This window comes from Nocardioides sp., assembly GCF_029937575.1.
Classification (GTDB): Bacteria; Actinomycetota; Actinomycetes; order Propionibacteriales; family Nocardioidaceae; genus Nocardioides.
Window position 1 is genome coordinate 38,504 of record NZ_JAPYPS010000021.1, and the last position, 23,904, is coordinate 62,407.

Sequence of the window (23,904 nt, forward strand, 5' to 3'; positions counted from 1 at the left end):
TGGGGCGGTGGAACTGTCGAGCTGTAGAGCACTGGTGTGGTCGTGCCTCAGATGACGTTGGGCAGCAGTCGCATGACCGTGTCCGTGGTCATCCAGGCGAGTGCGATGGCGAGCGGGCTCGCCATCACCCACACCAGGACGGCCGACCAGCGTTGTCGTGCGGCGACGACCCCGAGAGTCAGCGCCAGGAGGAGAGCCAGGCACAGCGCGAGGAGCGGCAGTGCCCCCGGATCCGTGGCCAGGATCTTCTCCGGATCGGGAACCGTCGTGGGGCGTCCGGACGGTGCGGGGAAGGCGTCGACGGCCTCGGCGTCGACGAAGACGGTGGTGTCGGCGCTCAGGGCGGCGAGGCGTCCCTCACCCTCCACGGAGACGAGGACCAGCCGGGCGACGCCCGCCGCCGGCGGTGGCGGCTTGGGGTCACCGTCGCGGCGAACTCCGAGCACCGTGAGGGCGGTGACGCCCTGCGCGGTGGTGGTCTCGACGACGTCGCCGGGCCGGAGGTCGGTGATGTCGCCGAAGGGAGCGCCGTACGTCCCGGCCCTGCCGTAGACGTAGGAGCTGCCGATCTGGCCGGGCAGCACCGAGCTGCGCAGGTGACCCGGTCCGACCAGGGTGTCGCCGGACGCCGTCCCCTCGACGACGACCTCGTCGAGGCCGATCGCGGGGATCGAGAGGATCGCCACCGGGTCGCCGGCCGGAACGACCGGTCCCAGAGGTGCCGTGGTCTCGGCGAGCTGGGTGCGGAAGTCCTGGTAGAGCAGCGCCTGGGCACGGTCGTGCGAGACACCGCTGAACAGCAGTGCTTGAGCGGCGACCCACAGCGAGACGAGGGCGACCATCGTGAAGGCGGTGGTGATCACCGCCGCTGAGCCCTCCTGCGGTGGGCGAGGCCCGGTGACGGGGCGCTGGGCTCGCGCCGTCCTCGTGGCGGGAGCCAGCTGCGCGCCGCCGGTGGCTGCCGCACTCCTGGGACGGCGTCCTGCGCGACGCCCGACGCGCACGCCGGTGGGGCGTTCGGCGGTCGGGGCACTCACGAGGGGACCCTCGGGGGTCGGACGAAGAAGCGGGACCCCGTGGAGAGCATCAGGCCGAGGAAGCCCACCAGCAGCAGCATCGGGAAGAGCCTGCCGGCGATCCCCGAGGTCTCGGCCTGGGTCGCAGCGGTCGGCACCGTGTCCACGACGGGCGCATCGTTCGCGACCGGTACGGCGCCCGGCTCCGGCGCCGTCGCAGGGTCGCTCGTGCCCGGAGGATCGAGGTCGGGGATCACCAGGTCCGCCACGTTCCCGCCTGGCGGTGGAGTCGTCGACGAGGGGGCGTCGGTGGGCTCGTCCACCGGGTCCGTGGGCGGATCGACCGGGGTGGGCGGTTCCGGCGTCCTCGCCGGGGCCTGTGCCTCGACGGCGTGGGCGATCGCACGCGCCGAGTCGTAGAGCTTGCTCGTCGGGCCGGTGGAGCGGATCGGGAGATAGCCGCCGGGCAGCTGGCCGTTGCCGCTGCCGGCCCGCTGCCCCTCGCTGGTGGAGACCCGGATGAACTGGGCCACCTTCTCGGCGTTCTCCTCGTCGAGGCCGCGCACCTTCGCCGCGGTGTAGACCACCATCGTCCCGGGGTAGGCGCTCCCGGCCTTGGACACGGCGGCCTGGTCGAGCACGAAGGGGCCGCGCTTCTCCTCCTGCTCGGTCAGGGCCACGGCCTTCGCCAGACCCTTGTCGGAGGGGGCCACGAAGGTGCCCGGCTTGGTCTCCAGCGCCGCCGAGCGCAAGCCGTAGCGCTCGACGTCGCCGAGGCTCACGATGCCGAGCATGAAGCGCGAGCCGAAGGACTGGCGCTCGATGCGGCCCGTCTTGAACTGCTGGGTCGACAGGTCGAAGTCGCAGCGCGTCTGGACGTTCGGCCAGGCGTCGAGCAGCGACTCGGCGATCTTGCGCATCGTGGTGACCGGCGCCGCGAGCTGGGAGAAGTACACCGACGGGTTCGCCTGGCGACAGGTGTTCTGCGTCTCGGGGACGAAGGTGTCGAGCAGCGGGATCTCCTGCAGGGGCAGCCCGAGCCCCTCGTAGGCAGGGTTGACGACCATCCCGCTCGGGTCCGGCTCACCGTTGACGAAGGCCATCGCGTCGTCGTCGTTGACGATGTACTCGGTGAGCTGCTCGATCACGTCGGAGGCGTTCGAGAGCGAGAGGATCGTCGCGGCGGCCTCCTGGTTGGTGGAGGTGAGGCCGGGATTGAGGGTGACGAACTCCGGATCGGTCACGATCGAGAGCGGGTTGCCGCCCATCCCGGGATGCCCACGCCCGAGGTCGGAGCCGAGGTAGCTCTGGGTCAGCAGCTTGGCGAGGAGCCGGGCGTTGAGCCTGAGATCGGTGTACTCCCCCGCGTTGTCCGGCCGGTCGATGACGTAGCCGATCGAGAAGCCGGTCACCGCCGTCGGTGCGTATCCCACCGGGTCGCCGCCGGTGTTCTCGTGCTTCGACGAGACGACGGCGGCCGGGCCCTCGCCCGACAGCATCAGGTTGAAGCCCGCCACGTCGGAGAGCTGGTTCAGCTGGAACTTGAACCGCGCCTTGTTCAGGCAGTACGCCGGGGACCACTGCAGGGCCGCCTGTGCCAGCAGCTCGGAGCCGTAGAACCCGGTGGGCGCACGCGGGTCGAGGACGTCGCACGTGTCGGGAGGGAGACCGAAGGTGACCGGGATCGTGAAGCGGTTGCGCCAGTTGGACTCCGACCACCACAGCGCCGGGCCGACGGCCACGTCGATCCCGTCGTTCGCGAAGTTGCTCGAGCCCGGCTGGAAGCGGCCCTGCTTGCGGCAGCTGCGGTCGGCCAACGACGGAGACGCCGCGGGCGCGTCGCAGCTGATCCCGGCGATCGGGATCACCACGATGGAGCAGGCCACGGTGTCGTTGCAGCCCAGCGACTCGTTCTCCACGTCGCTGCGCACCTCGAACTGCACCTCGCCCCTTCCGGAGGAGTCGGTGAAGGCGGCGATCTCGGCGGCGGGGAACGCGGCACCCACCGCGGCCTCGGGGGGCATGGAGTCGGAGTCGCAGCCGGGGTAGACGGTTCCGTTGGCGGCGACGAACTCGGTGAGGTGCGTGAAGTAGGGGGCGATGTCCGCGCTGGGGCACTCGTCGGCCGGGATCGGGTCCATGCCCGAGACCCGCTGCTTGTCCGCCTCGGAGTTGTGGACGTCGTGCACCCAGGTGGACTCGCTGCTCGAGCGCAGGGTCTGCGACCGCTGGGCCACCGATGCCGTCCAGCAGGTCTCGGGACGAAGCTGCTCGGACTCGGGCACGCCGGCGTCGTCGGTGCCGCGGCACTGCATGACGACGACCGGGTACTCCTGCTGCAGCCCGTTCTCGCCGAACGGGTTGCTGGCGCGACCGCCACTCGGCTGGGCACCGCTCCACGAGATCAGCACCCGCTCGCGACCGCGCAGGTTCTGGGTGTGGTCGGCCGTGACGGTGATCTCGTGACGCGAGACGGTGGTCGTCGTGCCGTCGGCCTCGACGAAGCTGCGCTCGACGGTCCTGGTGGCGCTGAACGCATCGCCGGACGGGGCCACTACCGCCCCGACCACGCTGGCGGAGCCGGCCTCCATCGGCAGGGCCAGCCCGAGCGCCGTCACGGTGAGGGCGCCGAGGGACGCGAGCGAGCGCCTCATGTCGACGCCCCCTCGCGACGGCGACGGCGCAACGACGCAACGACGATCCCGGGCAGCAGCACCAGGGCCAACAGCTCGATCACCGCGACCCAGCCGAAGGTGCGCGAGTCGAGAGGCCGGTCGGAGACCAGGGTGGGGTTGGCGAAGATGGCGTCCCCGCCGGACGTCGAGTCCGTCGAACCGCTCCCCGCCACGACCTCACCCGTCTCGGGGTCGAAGACCGGCGCACCACCTCCGGGCACGTCCACGGCCCCACCGTCGCCGCCGTTGCCCTCGCCATCCGTGGCGAAGCCAGGATCCGTCGATCCGGGTCCCGTGGTCGGTGAGCCCGGATCCGACGGCGCTCCGGACGTCGGGGTGTCGGTGCCGGGGGTGTCGGTCTCGCCGCCCGGCGACGGGGTCTGGTTGTTCTGACCCGTCGACTCGCCACACGGCCCGGCGCCGGTCTTGTCGCAGGCCGGTGGGTTCGGCGCGACCTCGGCGAGCACGTTCTTGTTGAGGTTCTTGCCGTCGAACGTCGGGTTGTTGCAGGTCGTCACGTCGCGATCGGTGAGGTCGACGTCGGCGTCGGCCTTCTTGAGCAGGGCGATCTGGTTGAACCCCGCCTGGACCAGGTTCAACGGCAGCGGTGAGTAACCGTAGGGGCCGGCCTTGGACTGTCCGGAGCACAGCGAGTAGTAGAGGAAGTCGGCGATCGACTGACGCTTGGCCGTCGTCATCCGCGAGTCGGAGGCCCCGGTGGGGATGATCATGTAGGAGTACGACGAGATCGGGTAGGCCCGTGGGTCCGGGTTGCTGTAGACGTCGTCGAGGATCTGGGTGAGGTACTTCGTCGGGTCCGACTTGTCCTGGTTGATCTTGGCCCGCGTCAGGGCCACCGCGGTCGCGTACTGGGTGGGCTCGACGTAGTAGCCGGACTTGTTGAGCACCTTGACGACGGGGTAGTTCTTGTTGACCGGGTAGGAGTACTCGACGTAGCCGATGGTCCCGTCGCCGGCGAAGCCGGAGATCGTGTTCATCACCTGGTCGGAGCCGGACTGGCCGATGAAGTTGCTGCCGTTCTTGCGCGGGTAGTACGACGTCAGGCCGGAGCGGCCGAAGTAGGGGCGCCAGACCGCCGGGTAGGCCTTGTCCAGCCAGCTCGTGAACTGGGCCGTCGTACCGGAGCCGTCGGAGCGCACGACCGGGATGATCGTCTTGCTCGGGAAGGCGCGACCGTTGTTGTCCTGGGTGATCTGGGCGTCGTTCCAGTTGGTGATCTGCCCGGTGAAGATCTTCGCGATCGTCTCGCCCGACAGCCGCAGGTTGCGCACGAGCTCGTTGCCGACCTTGAGCTGGTAGGTGAACGCGGTACCGCCGGCGACGATCGGCAGGTAGGAGTAGGCCCGACCGTTGCTGGTGTCGGCCTGACCGGTCTCGTCGGTGCCCTGGTAGGGGATCTCGGAGATGGCGAAGTCGACACTGGCCTGGGAGAAGTCCTTGCGCCCCTTGGTCGAGCCGCCCCCGGTGTAGACGACCTTGATCCCGTTGGAGTCGACGTCGGCGATCCACTGGTCGACGATGATCTGCGACCACGTGGAGCCGGTGCCCTCGATGGTGGCGTAGGCCGCCCTGCTGGAGACCGCCGGGTCGGCGGTGGTCGGAGCCGCGAGTGCGGCACCGCTCGAGGCGAGGAGCAGGGCGGTGACGCCCGCGACGAGACGGGAGATCTTCATGAGTCCTTCTTGGTGCGGCGCAGACGTGACGGGGCGTTGGAGCGGGGCCGGGCGAGGAGCCTGGCGACGATGAAGAACACGAGGACCAGCGCGAGGAGCACGAAGGCGGCGCCGTAGGCGCGCTGGATGGCGACCGGGTCGCCGCTGCGCACGTTGGTGTAGATGAACAGGGGAAGCGAGTTCATCGCCCCACCCACCGGGTTGACGACGAGGAAGCCGGCGGCGCCGCTGGTCAGCAGCACCGGACTGGTCTCCCCGATGCCCCGCGCGACGCCGAGGATCAGCGCCGTGGCCAGACCCGGACGCGCGGTGGGGAGCACGACGTGCCACACGGTGCGCCAGCGGCTGGCACCGAGAGCCAGGCTCGCCTCACGCAGCCCGCCCGGGACGACGCGCAGCACGACGTCGGAGGCTCGCGCGATGATCGGCAGCATCATCACCGAGATCGCCAACGCCGCTGCGAGACCGGAGCGGGGCTGGCCGAGCGCCAGGATCCACACGGTGTAGATGAACAGGCCTGCCACGATCGAGGGCAGCGCCGTCATCGCCTCCACGACCGTGCGCACGACCCGGGCGAACTTCCCGCCGACCTCGGTCATGAAGATCGCCGTGCCCACGCCCAGGGGAAGGGTGATCGCGATCGCGATGCTGATCTGGATGATCGAGCCGATGATCGCGTGCTTGACGCCTCCGGCGGTGAACGCATCCCGGGGGCCGACACCCGCCATGTCGCTGGTGATGAAGTTGAGGTTGATGACCGGCTTGTAGCCCTTGACCGCCACGTAGATCACCGTGCTGGCGAGCGCCAGCCCCACGAACGCGGCCGACGCGGTGATGACCGCGGCCGTCACCCGGTCCGTCACGTCCACGCGCGTGCCGGTCATCGCCGTGGTCACCGCGGTCATCACCAGGCCGAGGACGAACCAGGAGATCAGGAACCACGGAAGGCCCGCCAGCGGCAGCAGGCGCTGGGTCACGAGCCAGGCCAGTCCCAGCGCCGCGCCCCAGGAGCCCACCCGCACGAACAGCTCGTCGGGCGAGAGGCGCCCGAGCGACGAGCGCGGCCGCGGCTGCGGTGCGTCGTCGTCGTACGACGGCAGGTGCGTGAGCCCGGGAGCCGCGCCGCCGGTGTCAGCCGGTGAGGGTGTGGGCAGGTCGGGCCGGCCCGGTCCGGCGGTGAGCGTCATCAGTCGGTCTCCGCCCCGGAGCGGCTGCGGTTGACGATGATCGCAGCCAGCGTGTTGATCCCGAGCGTGATGAGGAAGAGCACGAAGCCGGCTGCCAGCAGCGCCGACAGCTGAGACGAGCTGGCTTCGTTGAAGCGGCTGGCGATCAGGGCGCTGATCGTGTTGCCACCCTGCTCGAAGGGCCGGAACTTGAGCAGGAACTCAGGCGACAGGATCAGGACGACGGCGATCGTCTCACCCAGGGCCCGCCCGGTCGCGAGCATGGTCCCGCCGATGATGCCGCCGCGGCCGAAGGGAAGCACGACCGAGCGGATCATCCCCCAGGTGGTGGCACCCAGCGCCAGGGCGGCCTCCTTCTCACCCTGAGGCGTCTGCGAGAAGACCTGGCGCATGACGGCGCAGGCCATCGGCAGCACCATCATCGCCACCGCGATCGCCGCGCAGAAGGAGCTGAAGCCGTAGCGGGCCAAGGTCGGGACCGGGGCCTCCGGGTTGCCGCCGACGACGTCGAAGATCGGGATCCACCCGAAGTAGCGATCCACCCAGATCGCCAGGTCGGCGGCGTGGGGCATGATCAGCAACGCACCCCACAGCCCGTAGATGACCGACGGCACCGCGGCCATCAGGTCGACCAGGGAGATCAAGGTGGGCTTGAGCCTGGCCGGGGCGTACTCGCTGATGTACAGGGCGGTCCCGAGAGCAAGAGGGAACGCCATCACCATGGCGGTGACGCCGACGACGAACGTGCCGACGAGCACCGCCGCGATCCCGATGACGTCGTCGTCGGGCAGCCACTGGGTCTCGGTGAAGAAGTCCAGGCCGTAGCGCTTGAGGGTGGGGTAGCCCTGGTAGCCGAGGAAGATCCCGACGCTGCCGGTGATGACCAGCACCGAGGCGCCGATGGCGCGCGCTCCTCCGGCGAAGACCGCGTCGCTGCCCGTGGAGGTGCGCGAGATCTCGCGCGGCTCGACGTGGTCCGAGGCCTGCGTGCGCTCGGGAAGGGTGGTGGTCACCGGGGTTGCTCTGCCTGACTGTTCGTTCCGTGCCAGAAGGCGGCCCACGCACCGTGGGATCTCCGAAAGTGTCAGGACCCGGCGGGAACGAATGCCCCGCGCAGGATGAACAGGACGAGAACGTCGTCGACGCCTTTCGCCAACAAGTCGGGACCTGTGGACTGGGGTAGTCCGAACGGGCTACTCGAGGCGACGACGGGGTGACCCGATCGGCACTGCGAACCCCAGGGCCCCTCAACCATGGGGTTCTGAGCACCATGTCGCGGCGAGCCCGACTAGACCGGGCGGACCGTGCCGCCCGTTTCGGCCTCACCCACCCCGTAAACGGCGGGGGGGGTTACGGCGCGCTCTCAGCCCACGTCGTGCGACGTCACCCAGGCCACGATCTGCTCGGCGAGCTCGGGCCGGCACACGATCAGGTCGGGGAGGTACACCTCGTCCTGGTTGTAGCGCAGCGCAGTGCCGTCGATCCGGCTGGTGAAGAGACCTGCGGCGCGGGCGACCGCGACCGGGGCGGCGCTGTCCCACTCGTACTGCCCCCCGGCGTGGACGTAGGCGTCGGTGACGTCGCGCGCGACCGAGAGCACCTTGACTCCGGCGGAGCCCATCGGCACCAGCTCCGCGCCGAGCTCGGCGGCCAGGCCGTGCACGAACTCCGGCGGACGGCTGCGCGAGACCGCGATCCGCGGCTTCGGCGCCGTCGAGGGCGGTACGACGGGAGGCCGGCCGGTGTTGAAGGTCTCCCCCAGCACCGGCTGGGCCACGGCACCAGCGGTCAGCTCGCCGCCCTCACCCGCGGAGCGCTCCCACAGCGCCACGTGGACAGCCCAGTCGTCGCGAGGAGGCTCGGAGAACTCCCGGGTGCCGTCGAGCGGGTCGACGATCCACACGCGCTCACTGTTCAGTCGCACCCGATCGTCCTTGCCCTCCTCGGAGAGCACAGCGTCCTGCGGGCGGTGCTCGGCCAGCAGAGCCATCAGCAGCTCGTGGGCCGCCGCGTCACCGGCGTCCTTGAGCGCGCGACCCTCCAGGCCCTCCTCGCGTACGGCGAGCAGCCGGCGGCCGGCCTCCTCGGCCAGCCACGTGGCGAGCACGTGGTCGTCGGTGGCGGCTTCGGCGGGCGGGGCGCTGGGCGTGTAGGTCACGCCCCGCACCTTAGTGGGAACCGAGCGCCCGACGGGACAGCGACTCAGCCGCCCGGGTGCACCGGGCGGCGCGGCCGCGTCTCCTCGGGGGCCGAGGGCCCACCCGGCGCCTCGTCACCCTCGTCGTCCCAGGCCGACGGGTAGGCGTCGTCGGGAGAGCGGGCGTCGAGGTCGTCCTCACGACGCCGACCCCAGGCGATCATCACGGTGAAGCCGACCAGCACCAGCGCCGCGGCGACACCGGCGGCGAAGCCACGCCGTACGGCCACGGAGGCGATGCCCTGCTCCGTGCCGGCCGCGTCGGGCGCCGACTCGTCGACGTAGGAGATGCCGAGGGCGCTGGGGCCGCCGCGGGCCTCGGTGGCCTCGGAGGCACCGAGGCTCTGCAGGGTCTCGGAGGCGCGGTCGCGGGCCGCCTTGAGGAGGTCGAACTGACGGGTCTCGTTGACCAGTCGGGGGAGGTTGCGGCTGAGCCTGGCAGCCAGGGCCTGGTCGTCTGCGGCGTTCGCGGTGTTGATCCGCACGTTGAGACGGCGCAGCTCGTCGGCCGGCGAGCGACCGTCGTTGGCACTCAGCGCGGCGTAGTAGGCGTCGGTGGCCTCCTTCTCCGTGCGCTGGGCCGCGACGAGCTCGGGCGAGGGCGTCTCCGGGGTCAGGAAGTCGGAGGTCGTCGCCAGGAGCACCTTGATCACCGCCCGGCGCGCGTCGGCGTCGAGGTCCGGCGAGGCGAACGTGAGCCGCGCGAACGAGGAGGAGTTGATCCGCTCGAAGCTGAGCCCGGTCCTCAGGTCGGTGACACTGACGTCCTGGCTGGCGGCCACCTCGTCGAGCACCGGCGGCAGCGTGATCGCCGTGGACAGGTCGTTGATCAGGTCGATCCGCTCGTTGGGCAGCGACGAGGCGGGACGCGTGCTGATGACGGCCACGCTCGCTGACTCCTCCGACTGCTCGGTCACCAGTCCGACACCCAGTCCGACGATCAGACCCATGGTGATCGGGATCCCGATCAGCAACGTCAACGGCACTCGTCGGAGCCAGACAGGAAGTCCGGTACTCATGAATCGTCTCCTTCATCTACACTGAGGAGACCGCCCCCCAGCGGCCTTGCAAGTTCCTAGACTATCGGTTCGCGATTCATTCATGGGGGGAAGTGTCAGTGCGCGGTAGTTCCGAGGACTCGCAGGCCCACTCGCAGGACCAGTCGCAGGGCCGGTCAGCGGCCCCCGCACAGCCCACCCGGGTCGTCTACGTCTCCGGCACCGGACGCAGCGGATCGACCCTGCTCGGCAACGCCATCGGCTCGCTTCCCGGGGCCTTGTCCGTCGGGGAGGTCAAGCTCGGCTTCCGGCGCGGCGTCGCCGAGGGAGGCACCTGCGGGTGCCGGCTGCCCGTCGTCGAGTGCCCCGTGTGGCGACCTGCCCTGGAGGCCACCTTCGGGTCCGTGCCGAGCGCGGCCGAGGCGCTCCGGATCGATGCCCAGCTCACCGCGACGACACGGACCCGACGCGTGCCCTGGTGGTTGGCGGGGCGGAGCAGCGACGACGTCGACGAGCTGGTCGACCTCTTCGGACGACTCCTGACCGAGCTGTCCCGGGTCAGTGGCTCCCCCGTGCTGGTCGACTCCTCCAAGCTCCCGTCGTACGGCGCCCTGCTCGCGCGCAGCGAGCGGCTCGACGTCCGCGTCGTGCACCTCGTGCGCGATCCTCGCGCGGTCGCCTACTCGTGGATGCGGGTCTCGGCCTCGCAACAGGTCGCCGGCTTCGAGGAGGACATGGAGCGTTTCTCGCCCACCAAGTCGAGCCTCATGTGGCTGGAGTCCTCCGGCAGCACCGCCGCCCTCGCTCGCCGCAACGGCGCCGCGCTCCACGTCGTGCGCTACGAGGACCTGGTCGCCGACCCGGCCCGCGTCCTCGACGGGATCGCCGAGTTCGCCGGCTTCTCCGACGAGGAGCGCGACCTGTCCTTCATCGGAGCCGCCGGTCTCGAACTGCGGACCTCGCACGCCGTGGCCGGCAACCCCAACCGCGTCCGCTCCGGTCCACTCGTCCTCAAACGGGACGACGAGTGGGTGGCAGCGCTGCCCACGGGACAACGTCGGCTGGTCTCCGGCCTCACCGCTCCCCTGCGGAGGACCCATGGCTACTGACACCCGGGCCCCGCACCTCGACCCGGTGCGTAGGTCCTCGTCCCGACTCAGCGCGGTCGACGGAGCCAGCAGCACCTCACTCGCGCTCGTCGGCTCGCTGCTCCTGGGCCCCGCCGTGCTCCTCGCTGCCCTCTCGCGCAACTTCGGCATCGGGTTGGCGCTGCTGGTCCTGGCGATGCTGGTGGTCGCGGCGTTCCTGAGTGGCTTCAGGTCGTTCGTCCACGTGTTCCTCTTCGCCAGCGTGCTTCGCCCACTGGTCGACCTCTCGGCGGGACCTCGTGACTCCGGCATCGCCCTGACCGAGCTGTTCGGGGTCGGGATCCTGGCGGTGATGGGCGGCTGGTTGCTGCTCAACTGGCGGCTCCTGCTCCCCCGCCTGACGAAGCCGTTGCCTGCGGCCCTGCTCTCCCTGGTCCTGGTCAACGCCCTCGCCACGGTCGGCAGCGTCGGTCTCGGCCCCTCGGACGGCCTGGCCGCGACCCTACGGCTCACGGCGGGCGTGGCGGCGTTCCTCGTCACCGACCTGCTGCTGGCGACGGGGCGACTGTCGTTCCGACAGGTGCTGCAGCTGATCTTCGCCGTCAGCACCGTCCCACTGCTCTACCCGCTGCTGGGGTTGGCCGGGGTCACGGTGACCACGCAGAAGGACGGCATCGAGGCCCTCAAGTCGGTCTTCTTCCTGTCCAACAACTTCGCCTACTTCCTCGTGCCCCTGGCCATCGTCGGCGCCGCGTGCGCCCTGCGCACCCGCGGCGGGGTGCGACTCGCCGCGATCGCCTACCTCGGCGTCGTCCTCACCGAGCTGATCCTCACCGAGACCCGCGGCGCGTGGCTCTGCGCCGCGCTCGGCGTCCTGATCGTCTGCGTGCTCCTCGACCGGCGCGTCGCCGCCCTCGCGGTCATCGTGCTGATCGGGGTCGTGCTGCTCGTGCCGTCGGTCAACTCGCGCATCGCCGACCTCGTGCCCGACCCGGACGCCCCTCGCACCGAGAGCTCGCTGGCCTGGCGCTTCGGGCAGTGGGAGGGCCTGATCCCGAGCGTGCAGGCCTCACCGGTGCTCGGAGGGGGCCCGGGCGAGGCCTACCGCTCGACCGGCAAGGAAGCCCACAACGACTACCTCAAGGCCCTCATCGACACCGGTCTGATCGGGCTGGGGGTCTACCTGTGGTTCATCGCCGCCATGCTCGCCACCGCGTGGCGCGCCTACGCGCGGGTCGGGAGCTCGCGCAGGCGAGCCGACAAGGACCCCCTGCTGGTCGCCGTGGTCGCTGCGGCTGCGGCATACGCCGTTGCCATCGCGGTCGCCTCCTCTGGCGACAACCTGATCGACAACGTCACGTTCCTCTGGAGCACCCTTCCCCTCATGGCCGTCGCCCGGTGGGCGCTGACCGCTCCGGCGTCCCATCTCCGCACCTCACGACCCGACCAGGCGGTCCGCACATGAGCGAGAAGTCCACCCTGCTGCCCCCGGTGAGCCGACGGCTCAAGCACGCCACGTCCCGAAGGCTGCAGAGCCTGCGTCGCGGTGATCGGGAGATGCCCCACTACTTCATCGTCGGTGCCAAGCGGGCAGGCACCACCTCGCTCGACGAGTACATCGTCGACCATCCCCTCGTGCTGCGGGGGCTGGTGGAGAAGGGGTGCCGCTACTACGACGTCAACTACCACCGCGGCCCGGCGTGGTTCCGTGGCCACCTGCCGCTGTCCGCGGACCTGGACCGGATGGAGGCCAAGCTCGGTGCTCGACCCGTCTTCGGCGAGTCGAGCCCTTACTACTGCTTCCACCCGGAGGCGGCCGCACGGATCGCGGCAGACGCGCCCGACGCACGGCTGATCATGGTGCTGCGGGATCCGGTCCAACGAGCCTGGTCCCACGTCCGCTACGAGATCACCCGGGAGTTCGAGACCCTGGAGCCCGTCGCCGCGCTCGAGGCGGAGGCCGAGCGTCTCGCCCAGCCCGACGAGACGGCGCGCTGGTACGCCCACCGTCACTTCAGCTACGCCGCACGCAGCCGGTACGCCGAGCAGATCGTCGCGCTGCGCCGGCACTTCGGTGACGACCAGCTCCTGGTGGTGCAGAGCGAGGACGTCTTCGACCGACCGGCACAGACCCTCGCCCGGGTCTTCGACCACCTGGGACTGCCCCCGCACGTGGCCAGCGACTACCGCGCCCACAAGGCGCTCAGGTCCGCGGCCGTGCCCGACGACTTCCGGGCGGCCCTCACCGAGCGGATCGCCGACGACACCGCCCGGCTGGGCGACGTGCTCGAGACGCCGCCGACCTGGGCGTGAGTCAGACCTCGTCCGGCGCCAGGCGAGCGAGCTCCTCGTCGACGATCACCGGGTCGAGCTTGACGAAGACCGGAGTCGGCTTGGCGACCGGTGTCCCGACGACCAGGGGGCGCCGCCCCCAGGCCGGGACGCCCGTGTAGTCACCCGTGATGATCGGGTAGCCGGGACCGCCGTCGAGGTCGTCCACCTCGTCGATGCGCGGCATCGGGGCGATGTCTCCCGAGCCACCGAAGACGGCGTCGACGGTGTTCGCCGAGAACGGCAGGAACGGCGCGAGCACGAGGTTGAGGTCGGAGACGCACTGCGCGACGACGTGCAGCACGGTGCCGAGGCGCTCGCGCTCGTCCTCACTCTTCAGCGTCCAGGGGGCGGTGTCGGTGACGTACTTGTTGACCTCCGAGACGGCGCGCATGGCCTCCCCGATCGCCTGCTTCTGCCGGTGACGGCCGATCAGGTCCCCGACCACCGAGAAGGCCTGCTCGCTGATCGCGAGCACGCGTTCGTCGTCCTCGGTGAGGACCGCTGCCGGGGGCAGCTCACCGAAGTTCTTGGCGATCAGGGTGGCGGTGCGGTTGACGAGGTTGCCCCAACCGGCGACGAGCTCGTCATTGGTACGGCGGACGAACTCCGACCAGGTGAAGTCGGAGTCCTGGGCCTCGGGGCCGGCGGAAGCGACGAAGAAGCGGAAGGCGTCGGGCTGGTAGCGGCTCAGCAGGTCGCGCACGTAGATGACGACCTTCTTGGACGAGGAGAACTTCCTGCCCTCCATCGTCAGGAACTCGCTCGAGACCACCTCCGTCGGCAGCTCGAGCCGGCCCAGCGGTCCCGCCGTGCCGCCCTTGGCGCCCGCTCCGTTGTAGGCGAGCAGCTCGGCCGGCCAGATCTGGCTGTGGAAGGTGATGTTGTCCTTGCCCATGAAGTAGTAGGACAGGGCCTCCGGGTCGTTCCACCAGGCGCGCCACGCCTCTGCGTCACCCGACCGCCTGGCCCACTCGATCGAGGCGGAGAGGTAGCCGATGACGGCGTCGAACCACACGTAGAGCTTCTTCGTGGGGTTGTCCTGCCATCCCTCGAGCGGCACCGCGATGCCCCAGTCGATGTCTCGCGTCATCGCCCGCGGACGGATCTCCTTGAGGATGTTCTGGCTGAACCGGATCACGTTGGGCCGCCACGAACCGGTCGCCTCGCGCCCGTCGAGCCACTCGCCCAACGCGTCGGCGAGCGCCGGGAGGTCGAGGAAGAAGTGCTGGGTCTCGATGAAGTCCGGGGTCTCACCGTTGATCTTCGAGATCGGGTCGATCAGGTCCTGCGGGTCGAGCTGGTTGCCGCACGTGTCGCACTGGTCTCCCCGCGCGCCGCCCGCACCGCAGATCGGGCAGGTGCCCTCGATGTAACGGTCGGGCAGGGTGCGGCCCGTGGACGGCGAGATGGCGCCGTACGTCGTCTGCTCCACGAAGTAGCCGTTGTCGTAGACGCCGTGGAAGAGCTGCTGCACCACGGCGTGATGGTTGGCTGTCGTGGTGCGCGTGTAGAGGTCGTAGGTGCAGCCGAGCGAGACCAGGTCCTCGGCGATGATCCGGTGGTTGGTGTCGGCCAGCTCCTGCGGGGAGACCCCCGCCTCGTCGGCCGCGATCAGGATCGGGGTGCCGTGCTCGTCCGAGCCGGAGACCATCAGCACGTCGTGGCCGGCCATCCGCATGTACCTGCTGAAGACGTCGGAGGGCACACCGAAACCGGCCACGTGGCCGATGTGGCGCGGGCCGTTGGCGTACGGCCAGGCGACGGCGGACAGGACATGAGTCATGCCCGTGATCCTAGGGTCCGGCTGCGGAGCGGTTCACCCCGGTCAGCGCGGCGGACCTGCACCGGGCGCCACGGCGTCGAGCGCCTCGACCTCGTCGCCCACCGCGATCGTCGCGCCGACGGTGTCCGGGACCAGGTTGACCCCGAACCACGTCTTGTTGTCCCACCGGCGGGTGCGGGCCATGGTCGCCAGCGGCTCCTTGCCGCGCTCGGCGGTGTCCGGGTCGATGGTGGTCAGGACGCATCGCGCGCAGCCCTTGACCACCCGGAACGTCGCCTCGCCGATGCGCACGCGACGCCAGTCGTCCTCGGCCCACGGCGCGGCACCGTCCACGACGACATTGGGACGAAAGCGGGTCATCGCAAGGTCTGCGGTGTCGGGTCCGGCGCCCGCGCGCACGTCGCGGTTCAGTTCCGCCAGGGACGTCTGGCTGGCCAGGAGCAGCGGATAGCCGTCGGCGAGCGAGACCCGGTCGCCGATCTCCGAGTACGCCGGGTCGCTCGGCCGCCGGGAAGGGTCGTCGAGCCAGACGAGCCGGGCGTCGACCCCGAGCACCGCGGAGACCCACTGCGCGGTCGCCCGCTCGGTCGGGGCCGCGGTGAGGTCCGAGCCCCACAGGCTCACCGGCACCTGCACCGACGGATCGGGCCTGGACACGTCGAGCGGCTCGGCCGGGTCGGGCGCGTGCAGCCGCAGGCCCGACGCGGTGATCTCAGGACGCAGCAGCACCATGGCGTTGACCTCGCGCGCCGTGATGGCGCGTCCCGATTCGTCCACGAGCATCCAGCGGCGGTCGGCCTCGAGTCCCCAGGGCTCCACCAGGGCGCTGGTGAGCGACTCACCGCGCAGGGACTTGACCGGGTAGCGGAGCAGAGCGCTGAGTGTCATCGCCATGGTGCGGACTCTACGGAAGGACACACGGTAGACAGGGGCGGTGACTGCTACTCGTCCACCGACTCCCGCTCCCGCCCCGACCATGCGGCCTCAGGTCGACCGGGTGCGCCGTCGGCTGCGCCTGATGCTGGGCCCCTTCTGGGTGGTGCCCGCGATCTGGTCCGCCGCGTCGGTGGCCTTCGGCCTGCTGCTCCCCCAGCTGGACGAGGTGGTCGGCTCACCCGCTCTGCTCTTCAACGGGAGCGCAGACAGCGCCCGCTCGGTGCTCTCCACGACCTCGGGAGCGATGATCTCGGTCACCGGCCTGGTCTTCTCGATCACGATCGTGGTGCTGCAGCTGGCCAGCAGCCAGTTCTCCCCGCGCGTGATCGCGACGTTCCTGGAGGATCGCGTCACCCAGCACACCCTCGGCGTGTTCGTGGCCTCGTTCCTCTTCTCCCTCACCGTCCTGCGCTCGATCCCCGATCGAGGCAGCACCGAGGAAGGAGTGCCCGAGCTCGCCGTCACGATGTCGTTCCTGCTGGTCCTGGCTGCGGTGGCGATGTTCCTCGCCTTCATCCAGCACATCACCCAGTCCATCGCCGTCTCGACGGTGATCCGGCGGGTCGGCACCCAGACCCGGGCCCTGCTCGAGCGCAGTCGCGAGCGCCGTACGACGTTGCCGGACGTCGCACCCGAGCTGGCTGCCCTCGAGGGACAGACGGTCGCAACGGCCAGGAGGTCGGGCTACGTCGACAGCATCGACGCGGGCTCCCTGTGCCGTACGGCGGCCGAGCAGGAGGTCCGTATCGAGGTCCTCTACCCGCTGGGCAGCTTCGTGCCCGAGGGTGCCACGCTGGCGCTGGTCCACGGAGCCCGCGCCGACCCGGCCTGGGACGACCGGGTCTCGGCCTGCGTGCGGCTCGGGGCCGACCGGTCGATGGAGCAGGACCTGACCTTCGGCTTCCGGCGGCTCGTCGACATCGCCGAGCGGGCGCTCTCCCCCGGTGTGAACGACCCGACCACGGCGGTCCAGGCCATCGACGAGCTGCACGACATCCTGCGCCGGATGGTGCGCGAGACGACGGTCGTCGGGATCCACCTCGACGGCGACGGCATCCCTCGCGTCCTGACCCAGGAGTGGACCTTCGGGCAGTACCTCGACCTGGCGGTCGACGAGATCGCGCACTGGGGCGCCGACAGCATCCAGATCCCCCGACGGCTCGCCGAGATGCTCACCGACCTCGAGGTCGCGTCAGTGCCCGAGCACCTGCCCGCGATCCGCGCCAAGCTGGCGCACGTCGAGCCAGCTGGTGGTCATCTCCGTTAGTCCGTCGGGGTCCGCGGCCCAGACGAACCTCGGAAGCACTAGCTGACCGGCTCCGGCTGCTCGTCGGCGGCTGCGACGAGCCCGCCAGAGGCCGAGACCGCGACCCCTTGCTCGTACCCACGACGCGTCGCCCCCTCGACCACGTGGAGCTCCTTGCCCTCGTAGGCGGCGACGAGCGGTAGGCGGGCGGTGTAGTTGCCCTCGACGACCTCCTTGTCGACGAGCCAGACATAGACACGCCGGCTCGGCTTGACCGACCACTGCGTGGGTACGGCGTGCACGGTCTCCCCGACCTGCACGGTGCCGCTGACTCGAGGAGGTGCGACCTGGTGGAACGTCGCTCGCTTCACGGGCTCGGTGCGCCCGCTCCTCAGCGTGCGCGAGGCGTACCCGCGTCGCTTGACGGTGACCCGCACCGAGATGCGAGCCCGCGCGAGCTCCGGGGCGAGGCGGAGGCTGTCCGTGCGCGCCCCGCGGATCTTCGTGCCGTCCGCCAGCCAGCGATAGCTCGCTCGGGTCTGGGGCGTGGTCCTGCCCAGGTCTGCCGTCAGTCGCTCTGCCACGACCGCGCGTCCCCGCACGCGAGGTGCGCCGTCGACGCGGATCCGACCTCGTCGTACGCGGTCGCTGGCGGCGGTCGTGGCCGACGCCGGCACGTAGCCGAGGCGTCGCGCTGAGAGCTTCACCGTCAGCCGCTTCCCCAGGAAGCGCGGTGTGAGCTCGAGCGACGATTGCGTGGCCCCACGCACGGTTCGCCCGTCTGCCAACCACTGATAGCCGACGGAGACCCCGGACGGGCTCCAGGAGCCGGCGCCGACCCGCACTCGCTCGCCGACTCGCAGCTTGCCGGCGATCCGTGGGAGCGCCCCGATCCGGCTCACCCGGGCATCGGCGAGGTGGATGAACCCGGTCGGCCACGCCGCCTCGCCGCGGCTGATCGTGCGCCAGCGGAAGTCGCCGTCGAAGATGTCCTCGGACACCCGGATCATGTCGGCGGAGACGACCTGCTCGACGTAGGCGACGTGGCCGTTCTTGCCCCACCCACCCTGGTTGCTGTCCCACCAGGCGATCGACTGCACGGCCGGCGTCTGGTCCGTGATGCCGGGCAGCTCGTGGCCCCACCGGTGGGCGTCCCCCGAGCCGCTCCACGGGCGCGAACCGGGGCCACCTGCCTGGATCACGCGGTAGGCCGCGTAGTTGGTGCAGTTGTGGCCGGTCACCATGTTCCAGTAGCTGCGAGCGTTGGCGGAGCCGTAGCCGGCGTCGGAGTAGCCGTTGGCGCTGCAGGCGCCGTAGCCGACGCAGTGCACCGTGGCGGCACCGACAGCGCCGGGTGACGGCACGAGCAGCACGAGGGAGGCGATCAGAAGGCCGCGACCCGCGGGCGTGAGGGCGCGCCGTACTACGGACCATGGTGGGAGCACGAAGGGATCGTGCCCCATCCGAGGGACGGCGATGCGGCGTTCTCCCACATTCCTGCGGGAGCGCGCCGCCTCCGGTGGGTCAGCTGAAGTCGAGGTCTCCGGTCCGCGAGCGCTTGAGCTCGTAGAAGTACGGCACCTTGGCGACGGCCAGGCATCCGTCCCACAGCTGACCGGCCTCGTCACCACGCGGGATCGCCGAGAGCACCGGTCCGAAGAAGGCAGTGCCCTCGATGGCGATCGTGGGCGTCCCGACGTCGTCGCCGACCTGGTCCATGCCCTCGTGGTGGGACTTCGCCACGGCCTCGTCGAGCGAGGAGTCGTCCATCGCGTCGACCAGTTCGGGCTCCAACCCCGCCTCGGCCAGGGCCGCCGCGATCATGTCGCGGTCGAGGTCGGCCTTCTCGTGGTGGATGCGCGTGCCCATCGCGTTGTAGAGCGGCAGCAGGACGTCGTCCCCATGCTTGTGCTGGGCGGCGATCAGGACCCGCACGGGCCCCCAGCCCGGCTCGAGCATGGCGCGGTACTCGTCGGGGATGTCCTTGTCCTTGTTGAGGTAGGACAGGCTCATCACGTGCCACTTCACGGTGATGTCGCGCACCTGCTCGACCTCGAGGATCCAACGTGAGCTGATCCACGCGAACGGGCACAGCGGGTCGAACCAGAAGTCGGCAGTCGGCGTCTTCTCGGTGGCAGCAGTCATGTCAGGCACAACCTCGTGCGGCGGCGACTATTCCTCAGGACGCCGAGCAATGCCGAGCAATGCCGAGGAAGCAGCTCAGGGCTTCTTCCTGGGCTTCTTGACGACGACCTCGGTGAGCGCTCGACCGCGCAGCACGGTCTCGCTGCCGGCGTAGAGCACCTTGACCTTGCGGGTCCCGGCACGGAGGTCTCGCAGGACCACCCGCGCGGCTCCGTTCTCCAGGCCCACGGTGGTGCTGGCCTTGCCGGACTTGATCGTGACCGGTCCGCTCGGGACCGCTCCGGGAGCCGAGACGAGCACGCGCACCGCCGCCTTGCCCTTGCGACCCTTCGCCTTGAGCACGACGCTCGACGGCGTCGTGGTGCGTCCGAAGGAGAAGCGTCGGGCGATGGGCTGGTAGCGCGGCTTGCTCATCGTGACCTTGCCGATGATCTCGTGGCCGACGTCCGCGTCGGCGAGCTCGTACGTCGCCGCGTCCGCACCGACGATGCGCACCCCGTCGCGCCACCACGTGTAGGTCAGGGCCACGTCCTGCGGCTCGGTGACCCCGGGGACCAGGGTCAGGGCGGAGCCGTGGTGGTTGCGCCCAGTGGCCTCGAAAGGGGAGGTGACCTCGATGACGCCCTGGACCACGGGTCCCAACGCCTGTGGCGCCGGAGCCGTTGCCCTGACGAACCCGGCTCGTTGGGCAACCTCCACGGCGGTGATCGTGGTCCCGACCATCGCCTTCGTGAGGGTCAGCTGCGGCTGACCCGACGATCCGGGGATCACCTTGCCGTCAGACTTCCACCGCAGCTCGGTGGTGTCCGGAGCAGTCGCCCATGCACCGGGTGTGGCGGTCAGGACGGCCTCCACCTCGGCGTCTCCGCTGATCTCGGGTGGAGTCGTGCTGACCAGCTCGCCCTTGACGACCGGCGTCGTCGCGGGGGTGTCCACCACTCCTGGGGTGAACTCCGCCTTGCTCGCCGTGACCCGCACCGAGAGCTGGGCGCCGACCTGGTCGGGCCCGGGCGCGAATGTCTGGGCCGTGGCGCCGGGGATCGGCACCAGGTCGGCCAGCCACTGGAAGCTGTAGCTCGGCTTGGGCTTCCAGCGACCCTTGGCCGCCTTCAGCGTCGCGCCCACCTGGGCGGTGCCGGTGATCCGCGGTGCCACCTTGTTGGTGACCTTCTTGTCGACGAAGTGGATGAACCCCGTCGGCCAGGTCGTGCCGTCCTTGATGATCCGGCGCCAGTGGAAGTCACCGCTCCAGGAGTCCTCCGAGATGATGATCTCGGTGTCGGAGACGACCTCCTCGACGATGGCGACGTGGCCGCTGGAGCCGGCACCGGAGACGTTGCGGTCCCACCAGGCCACCGAGCCCACCGCCGGCACCTTGTCGGTGATGTCCTTCATCGCGTGGCCCCAGTTGTAGGCCATCCCGGTGCCGGACCAGGGGCGCTCGGTCGACATGCCGGCCTGGATCAGTCGGTAGGCGACGTAGTTCGTGCAGTTGTGACCGGCGTACATCCGCCAGTACATCGTGTCGTTGGCCGCGCCGTAGCCAGAGCTCGGCATGCCGGCCTGGGCACACGGCTTGTATCCCGTGCAGAGGTACACCGACGAGGCCGTGGCAGGCGGCGTGCCCGCGGGGACGACGGCTGGGAGCAGCGCACAGAGCAGCACGAGGGCGGCGCCGCGGCGCAGCAACGACGGGCGTGTGGGGGGAGACACGAGGACTACTGTCAAGCACATCCGTGGTGTTTCGCAACAATTTCCTCATAAATCACATCAGCCACATTGTCACGCACCTCGAATCACAGGCGTGTCGTTCCGCGCGTCGCCGAGCGCTCGGCGGCCCCCTCCACTCCCGTGCCGACCGTCCTCCACGCGAGTGCGAGGATGACGGGCATGCCTGGAACCAACCTCTCCCGGGACGAGGCCGCCACCCGCGCCGCCCTCCTGGACGTCACGTCGTACTCCATCGACCTGGACCTCACGACGCCGACGGACGCCGACGACCAGTCCACCCCGACCACCTTCGGATCGACGACCACGCTGTCGTTCACGTGCAGCGAGCCCGGCGCGTCGACGTTCGCCGACCTCGTCGACGCCACCGTGCACGAGATCACGCTCAACGGCACGGCGCTGGACCCGGCGTCGTACGCCGACAGCCGGATCCCGCTGCCCGACCTGGCCGCCGACAACGTCCTGGTGGTCCGCGCCGACTGCACCTACTCCCACACCGGTGAGGGACTGCACCGCTTCGTCGACCCCGTCGACGATCGCGTCTACCTCTACTCGCAGTTCGAGGTGCCGGACGCGCGCCGCGTCTTCACGACCTTCGAGCAGCCCGACCTCAAGAGCGAGTTCACCTTCCACGTCACCGCGCCGGACCACTGGGTCGTCGTGTCGAACGCGCCGACCCCCGAGCCCGAGTCCGTCGAGGGCCGCCCCGGCGTTGCCGTGTGGCACTTCCCGACGACCAAGCGCATGTCGACCTACATCACCGCAGTCGTCGCGGGTGAGTACCACGGTGTCTTCGACACCTACGAGGGCAAGTTCGGGACGATCCCGCTCGGGCACTACTGCCGCCAGTCGCTGGTGGAGCACCTCGACCGCGACGAGCTGGTGAAGATCACCCGGCAGAGCTTCGAGTTCTTCGAGGAGCAGTTCGCCTTCCCCTACCCCTTCGAGAAGTACGACCAGCTGTACGTGCCGGAGTACAACATGGGCGCGATGGAGAACGCCGGCTGCGTGACGCTGCGCGACGAGTACCTCCCCCGCAGCCGCCAGCCGCGCTCGTTCTACGAGTTCCGCTGCTCGGTGATCACCCACGAGATGGCGCACATGTGGTTCGGCGACCTCGTGACGATGAAGTGGTGGGACGACCTCTGGCTCAACGAGTCGTTCGCCGAGTGGGCCTGCTACTGGTGCGAGGCCGAGGCGACGGAGTTCACCGACGCCTGGACCGGCTTCGCCAACGCCCGCAAGCAGACGGGCTACCGCGCCGACCAGCTGCCCAGCACGCACCCGATCGCCGCGGACAACTACGACCTTGAGGCGGTCGAGGTCAACTTCGACATGATCACCTACGCCAAGGGCGCCTCCGTCCTGAAGCAGCTCGTCGCGTGGGTGGGCCTGGAGCCCTTCGTGGCCGGGCTGCGGCAGTACTTCCAGGACCACGCCTACGGCAACACCGAGTTCGGAGACCTGCTCGCCGCCCTCGAGAGGTCCTCGGGGCGCGAGCTCAGCGGCTGGGCCGACGAGTGGCTGCAGACCGCCGGCGTCAACACCCTCACGCCCGAGTTCGACCTCGCCGACGACGGCACCTACTCGCGTCTCGTGGTGCGCCAGAGCGCTCATCCCGACCAGCCGACGCTGCGCCGGCACCGCCTCGGCATCGGCTTCTACGACACCGTCGCCAATGCCGACGGCAAGACCCGTCTGGTCCGACGCGACTACCTCGAGGTCGATGTCGACGGCGAGACGACCGAGATCTCCGAAGCCGTCGGGCTGCGCCAGCCCGACCTGCTGCTGCTCAACGACGGCGACCTGGCCTACGCCAAGATCCGTCTCGACGAGCGCTCGCTCGCCACCGCTGTCGCCGGCCTGTCGCTGCTCGACGACTCGCTGGCCCGCGCCATCCTGTGGGGGGCTGCCTGGGACATGACCCGCGACGCCGAGATGTCGGCCAGCGAGTACGTCACCCTGGTCCTCGGCAACATCGGTGCCGAGACCGACCCGTGGGGTGTCACCCGGATCCCGACGTTCGCCGCTCAAGCCGTCAACAGCTTCTCGGCGCCGGCCCACCGCACCGAGCTGAAGGCCCAGTGGGAGCGCGGCCTGCGCACCCTGATCGACGACGCGACCCCCGGCAGCGACCAGCAGCTCACCTTTGCCCGCAGCTATGCCGCCGCAGCGCGCAGCGACGAGGCGCTGGCGGACCTGGAGGCGCTGCTCGACGGCTCGCTGAGCATCGAGGGACTCGCGGTCGACACCGACCTGCGCTGGGCGCTGCTGACCGGACTCGCCGCCCGTGGTCGTGCCGACGACGCCCGTATCGACGAGGAGCTGGCGGCCGACAACACCATCTCGGGGCAGGAGCACGCGGCTGCCGCGCGCGCCGCGATGCCGACCCCCGAGGCCAAGGAGCGCGCCTGGAAGCAGGCGATGCTCGACCCCACCACCCCGAACGAGACCGCGCGCAGCGTCGTCCTCAGCTTCATGCGCCCCGACCAGGACGACGTGCTGGCGCCGTACGTCGACAAGTACCTCGACGCCGTCGGCACCACGTGGGAGACCCTGGGCGCCCACAAGGGCTCGACTGCTCTCGAGTACATCTTCCCCAAGCCGCTCGCCTCGGCCGAGCTGCTCGAGAAGGTCGATGCATGGCTGGCCACGGCCTCGGCCAACGCGGGTGCCCTGCGCTACGTGCGCGAGGGGCGTGCCGAGGTGGCGCGGGCTCTTGCTGCTCAGGCGTGTGACGCTGGCTGAGGGGTGATGTCCGCGGACCGGGGTCGGCTCTGCGGGGTCGGCCGGCTCTGCGGGGCGGCCGGGTCTGCGGGGTGGGTCTTGGTGGTCGCGGTGGTGGGGGCCGCGCGCGTAGCCGACCTGCTCCCGCCG

17 protein-coding genes are annotated in these 23,904 nt (G+C 70.2%); 5 read left to right on the forward strand and 12 right to left on the reverse strand.

The annotated features are described in order from the left end of the window. Nucleotides 1-47: 47 nt before the first annotated feature. The 7 genes from Q1K33_RS09590 to Q1K33_RS09620 form a co-directional block, all read right to left on the reverse strand. Complete coding sequence (locus Q1K33_RS09590; protein WP_300403266.1) at nt 48-1,037, reverse strand: sortase; 990 nt, start codon at nt 1,035-1,037, stop codon at nt 48-50. Further along, nucleotides 1,034-3,670 carry a hypothetical protein gene (locus Q1K33_RS09595; RefSeq protein WP_300403268.1) on the reverse strand — a complete coding sequence of 879 codons (2,637 nt, stop codon included), beginning with the start codon at nt 3,668-3,670 and terminating at the stop codon, nt 1,034-1,036. The genes Q1K33_RS09590 and Q1K33_RS09595 overlap by 4 nt, the downstream gene beginning before the upstream one ends. Beyond that, on the reverse strand, nt 3,667-5,385 hold the full coding sequence (locus Q1K33_RS09600) for a phosphate ABC transporter substrate-binding protein PstS (protein WP_300403270.1): 1,719 nt from the start codon (nt 5,383-5,385) through the stop codon (nt 3,667-3,669). Before Q1K33_RS09600 ends, Q1K33_RS09595 begins: the two co-directional genes overlap by 4 nt. Then, nucleotides 5,382-6,572, reverse strand: a complete 1,191-nt coding sequence (gene pstA / locus Q1K33_RS09605; RefSeq protein WP_300403272.1) for a phosphate ABC transporter permease PstA — start codon at nt 6,570-6,572, stop codon at nt 5,382-5,384. Before pstA ends, Q1K33_RS09600 begins: the two co-directional genes overlap by 4 nt. Beyond that, on the reverse strand, nt 6,572-7,585 hold the full coding sequence (gene pstC, locus Q1K33_RS09610) for a phosphate ABC transporter permease subunit PstC (protein WP_300403274.1): 1,014 nt from the start codon (nt 7,583-7,585) through the stop codon (nt 6,572-6,574). The genes pstA and pstC overlap by 1 nt, the downstream gene beginning before the upstream one ends. Nucleotides 7,586-7,935: 350 nt before the next feature. After that, nucleotides 7,936-8,730: a 3'(2'),5'-bisphosphate nucleotidase CysQ gene (locus Q1K33_RS09615; protein WP_300403276.1), complete on the reverse strand. Its 795-nt coding sequence runs from the start codon at nt 8,728-8,730 to the stop codon at nt 7,936-7,938. A 44-nt stretch (nt 8,731-8,774) separates the two neighbouring features. Further along, nucleotides 8,775-9,788, reverse strand: coding sequence for a hypothetical protein (locus tag Q1K33_RS09620; RefSeq protein WP_300403278.1), 1,014 nt, complete (start codon nt 9,786-9,788; stop codon nt 8,775-8,777). A gap of 98 nt (nt 9,789-9,886) precedes the next feature. Here Q1K33_RS09620 and Q1K33_RS09625 point away from each other — a divergent pair, with 98 nt between their 5' ends. Genes Q1K33_RS09625 through Q1K33_RS09635 form a run of 3 tightly spaced genes read left to right on the forward strand, consistent with a single transcriptional unit; the run spans nt 9,887 to nt 13,168 of the window. After that, nucleotides 9,887-10,876: a sulfotransferase gene (locus Q1K33_RS09625; protein ID WP_300403280.1), complete on the forward strand. Its 990-nt coding sequence runs from the start codon at nt 9,887-9,889 to the stop codon at nt 10,874-10,876. Next, nucleotides 10,866-12,320: an O-antigen ligase family protein gene (locus tag Q1K33_RS09630; RefSeq protein ID WP_300403282.1), complete on the forward strand. Its 1,455-nt coding sequence runs from the start codon at nt 10,866-10,868 to the stop codon at nt 12,318-12,320. The genes Q1K33_RS09625 and Q1K33_RS09630 overlap by 11 nt, the downstream gene beginning before the upstream one ends. Continuing rightward, nucleotides 12,317-13,168: a sulfotransferase gene (locus tag Q1K33_RS09635; protein WP_300403284.1), complete on the forward strand. Its 852-nt coding sequence runs from the start codon at nt 12,317-12,319 to the stop codon at nt 13,166-13,168. Before Q1K33_RS09630 ends, Q1K33_RS09635 begins: the two co-directional genes overlap by 4 nt. A 1-nt stretch (nt 13,169) precedes the next feature. On the opposite strand, the gene metG is transcribed toward Q1K33_RS09635, so the two are convergent. Both metG and Q1K33_RS09645 read right to left on the reverse strand, forming a co-directional pair. Beyond that, entirely contained in the window at nt 13,170-14,972 is a 1,803-nt protein-coding gene (metG, locus tag Q1K33_RS09640) for a methionine--tRNA ligase (RefSeq protein WP_300403286.1), read from the reverse strand. Between the two features lie 42 nt (nt 14,973-15,014). Then, a complete protein-coding gene (locus Q1K33_RS09645) occupies nt 15,015-15,866 on the reverse strand; it encodes an MOSC N-terminal beta barrel domain-containing protein (protein WP_300403288.1) in 852 nt (283 codons plus the stop codon). Between the two features lie 40 nt (nt 15,867-15,906). Here Q1K33_RS09645 and Q1K33_RS09650 point away from each other — a divergent pair, with 40 nt between their 5' ends. Further along, entirely contained in the window at nt 15,907-17,175 is a 1,269-nt protein-coding gene (locus tag Q1K33_RS09650; RefSeq protein WP_300403290.1) for a DUF2254 domain-containing protein, read from the forward strand. Between the two features lie 38 nt (nt 17,176-17,213). On the opposite strand, the gene Q1K33_RS09655 is transcribed toward Q1K33_RS09650, so the two are convergent. The 3 genes from Q1K33_RS09655 to Q1K33_RS09665 all read right to left on the reverse strand — a co-directional run bounded on the left by Q1K33_RS09655 (nt 17,214) and on the right by Q1K33_RS09665 (nt 21,012). After that, complete coding sequence (locus Q1K33_RS09655) at nt 17,214-18,599, reverse strand: CHAP domain-containing protein (protein ID WP_300403293.1); 1,386 nt, start codon at nt 18,597-18,599, stop codon at nt 17,214-17,216. 79 nt (nt 18,600-18,678) lie between these two features. Next, on the reverse strand, nt 18,679-19,299 hold the full coding sequence (locus tag Q1K33_RS09660) for a DsbA family protein (protein WP_300403295.1): 621 nt from the start codon (nt 19,297-19,299) through the stop codon (nt 18,679-18,681). Nucleotides 19,300-19,374: 75 nt separating this feature from the next. Further along, the gene (locus Q1K33_RS09665) at nt 19,375-21,012 is read right to left on the reverse strand and encodes a CHAP domain-containing protein (protein ID WP_300403297.1); all 1,638 of its coding nucleotides are present in this window, start codon (nt 21,010-21,012) and stop codon (nt 19,375-19,377) included. A 177-nt stretch (nt 21,013-21,189) separates the two neighbouring features. Here Q1K33_RS09665 and pepN point away from each other — a divergent pair, with 177 nt between their 5' ends. After that, nucleotides 21,190-23,775: an aminopeptidase N gene (gene pepN / locus Q1K33_RS09670; protein WP_300403299.1), complete on the forward strand. Its 2,586-nt coding sequence runs from the start codon at nt 21,190-21,192 to the stop codon at nt 23,773-23,775. Nucleotides 23,776-23,904 lie beyond the last annotated feature (129 nt).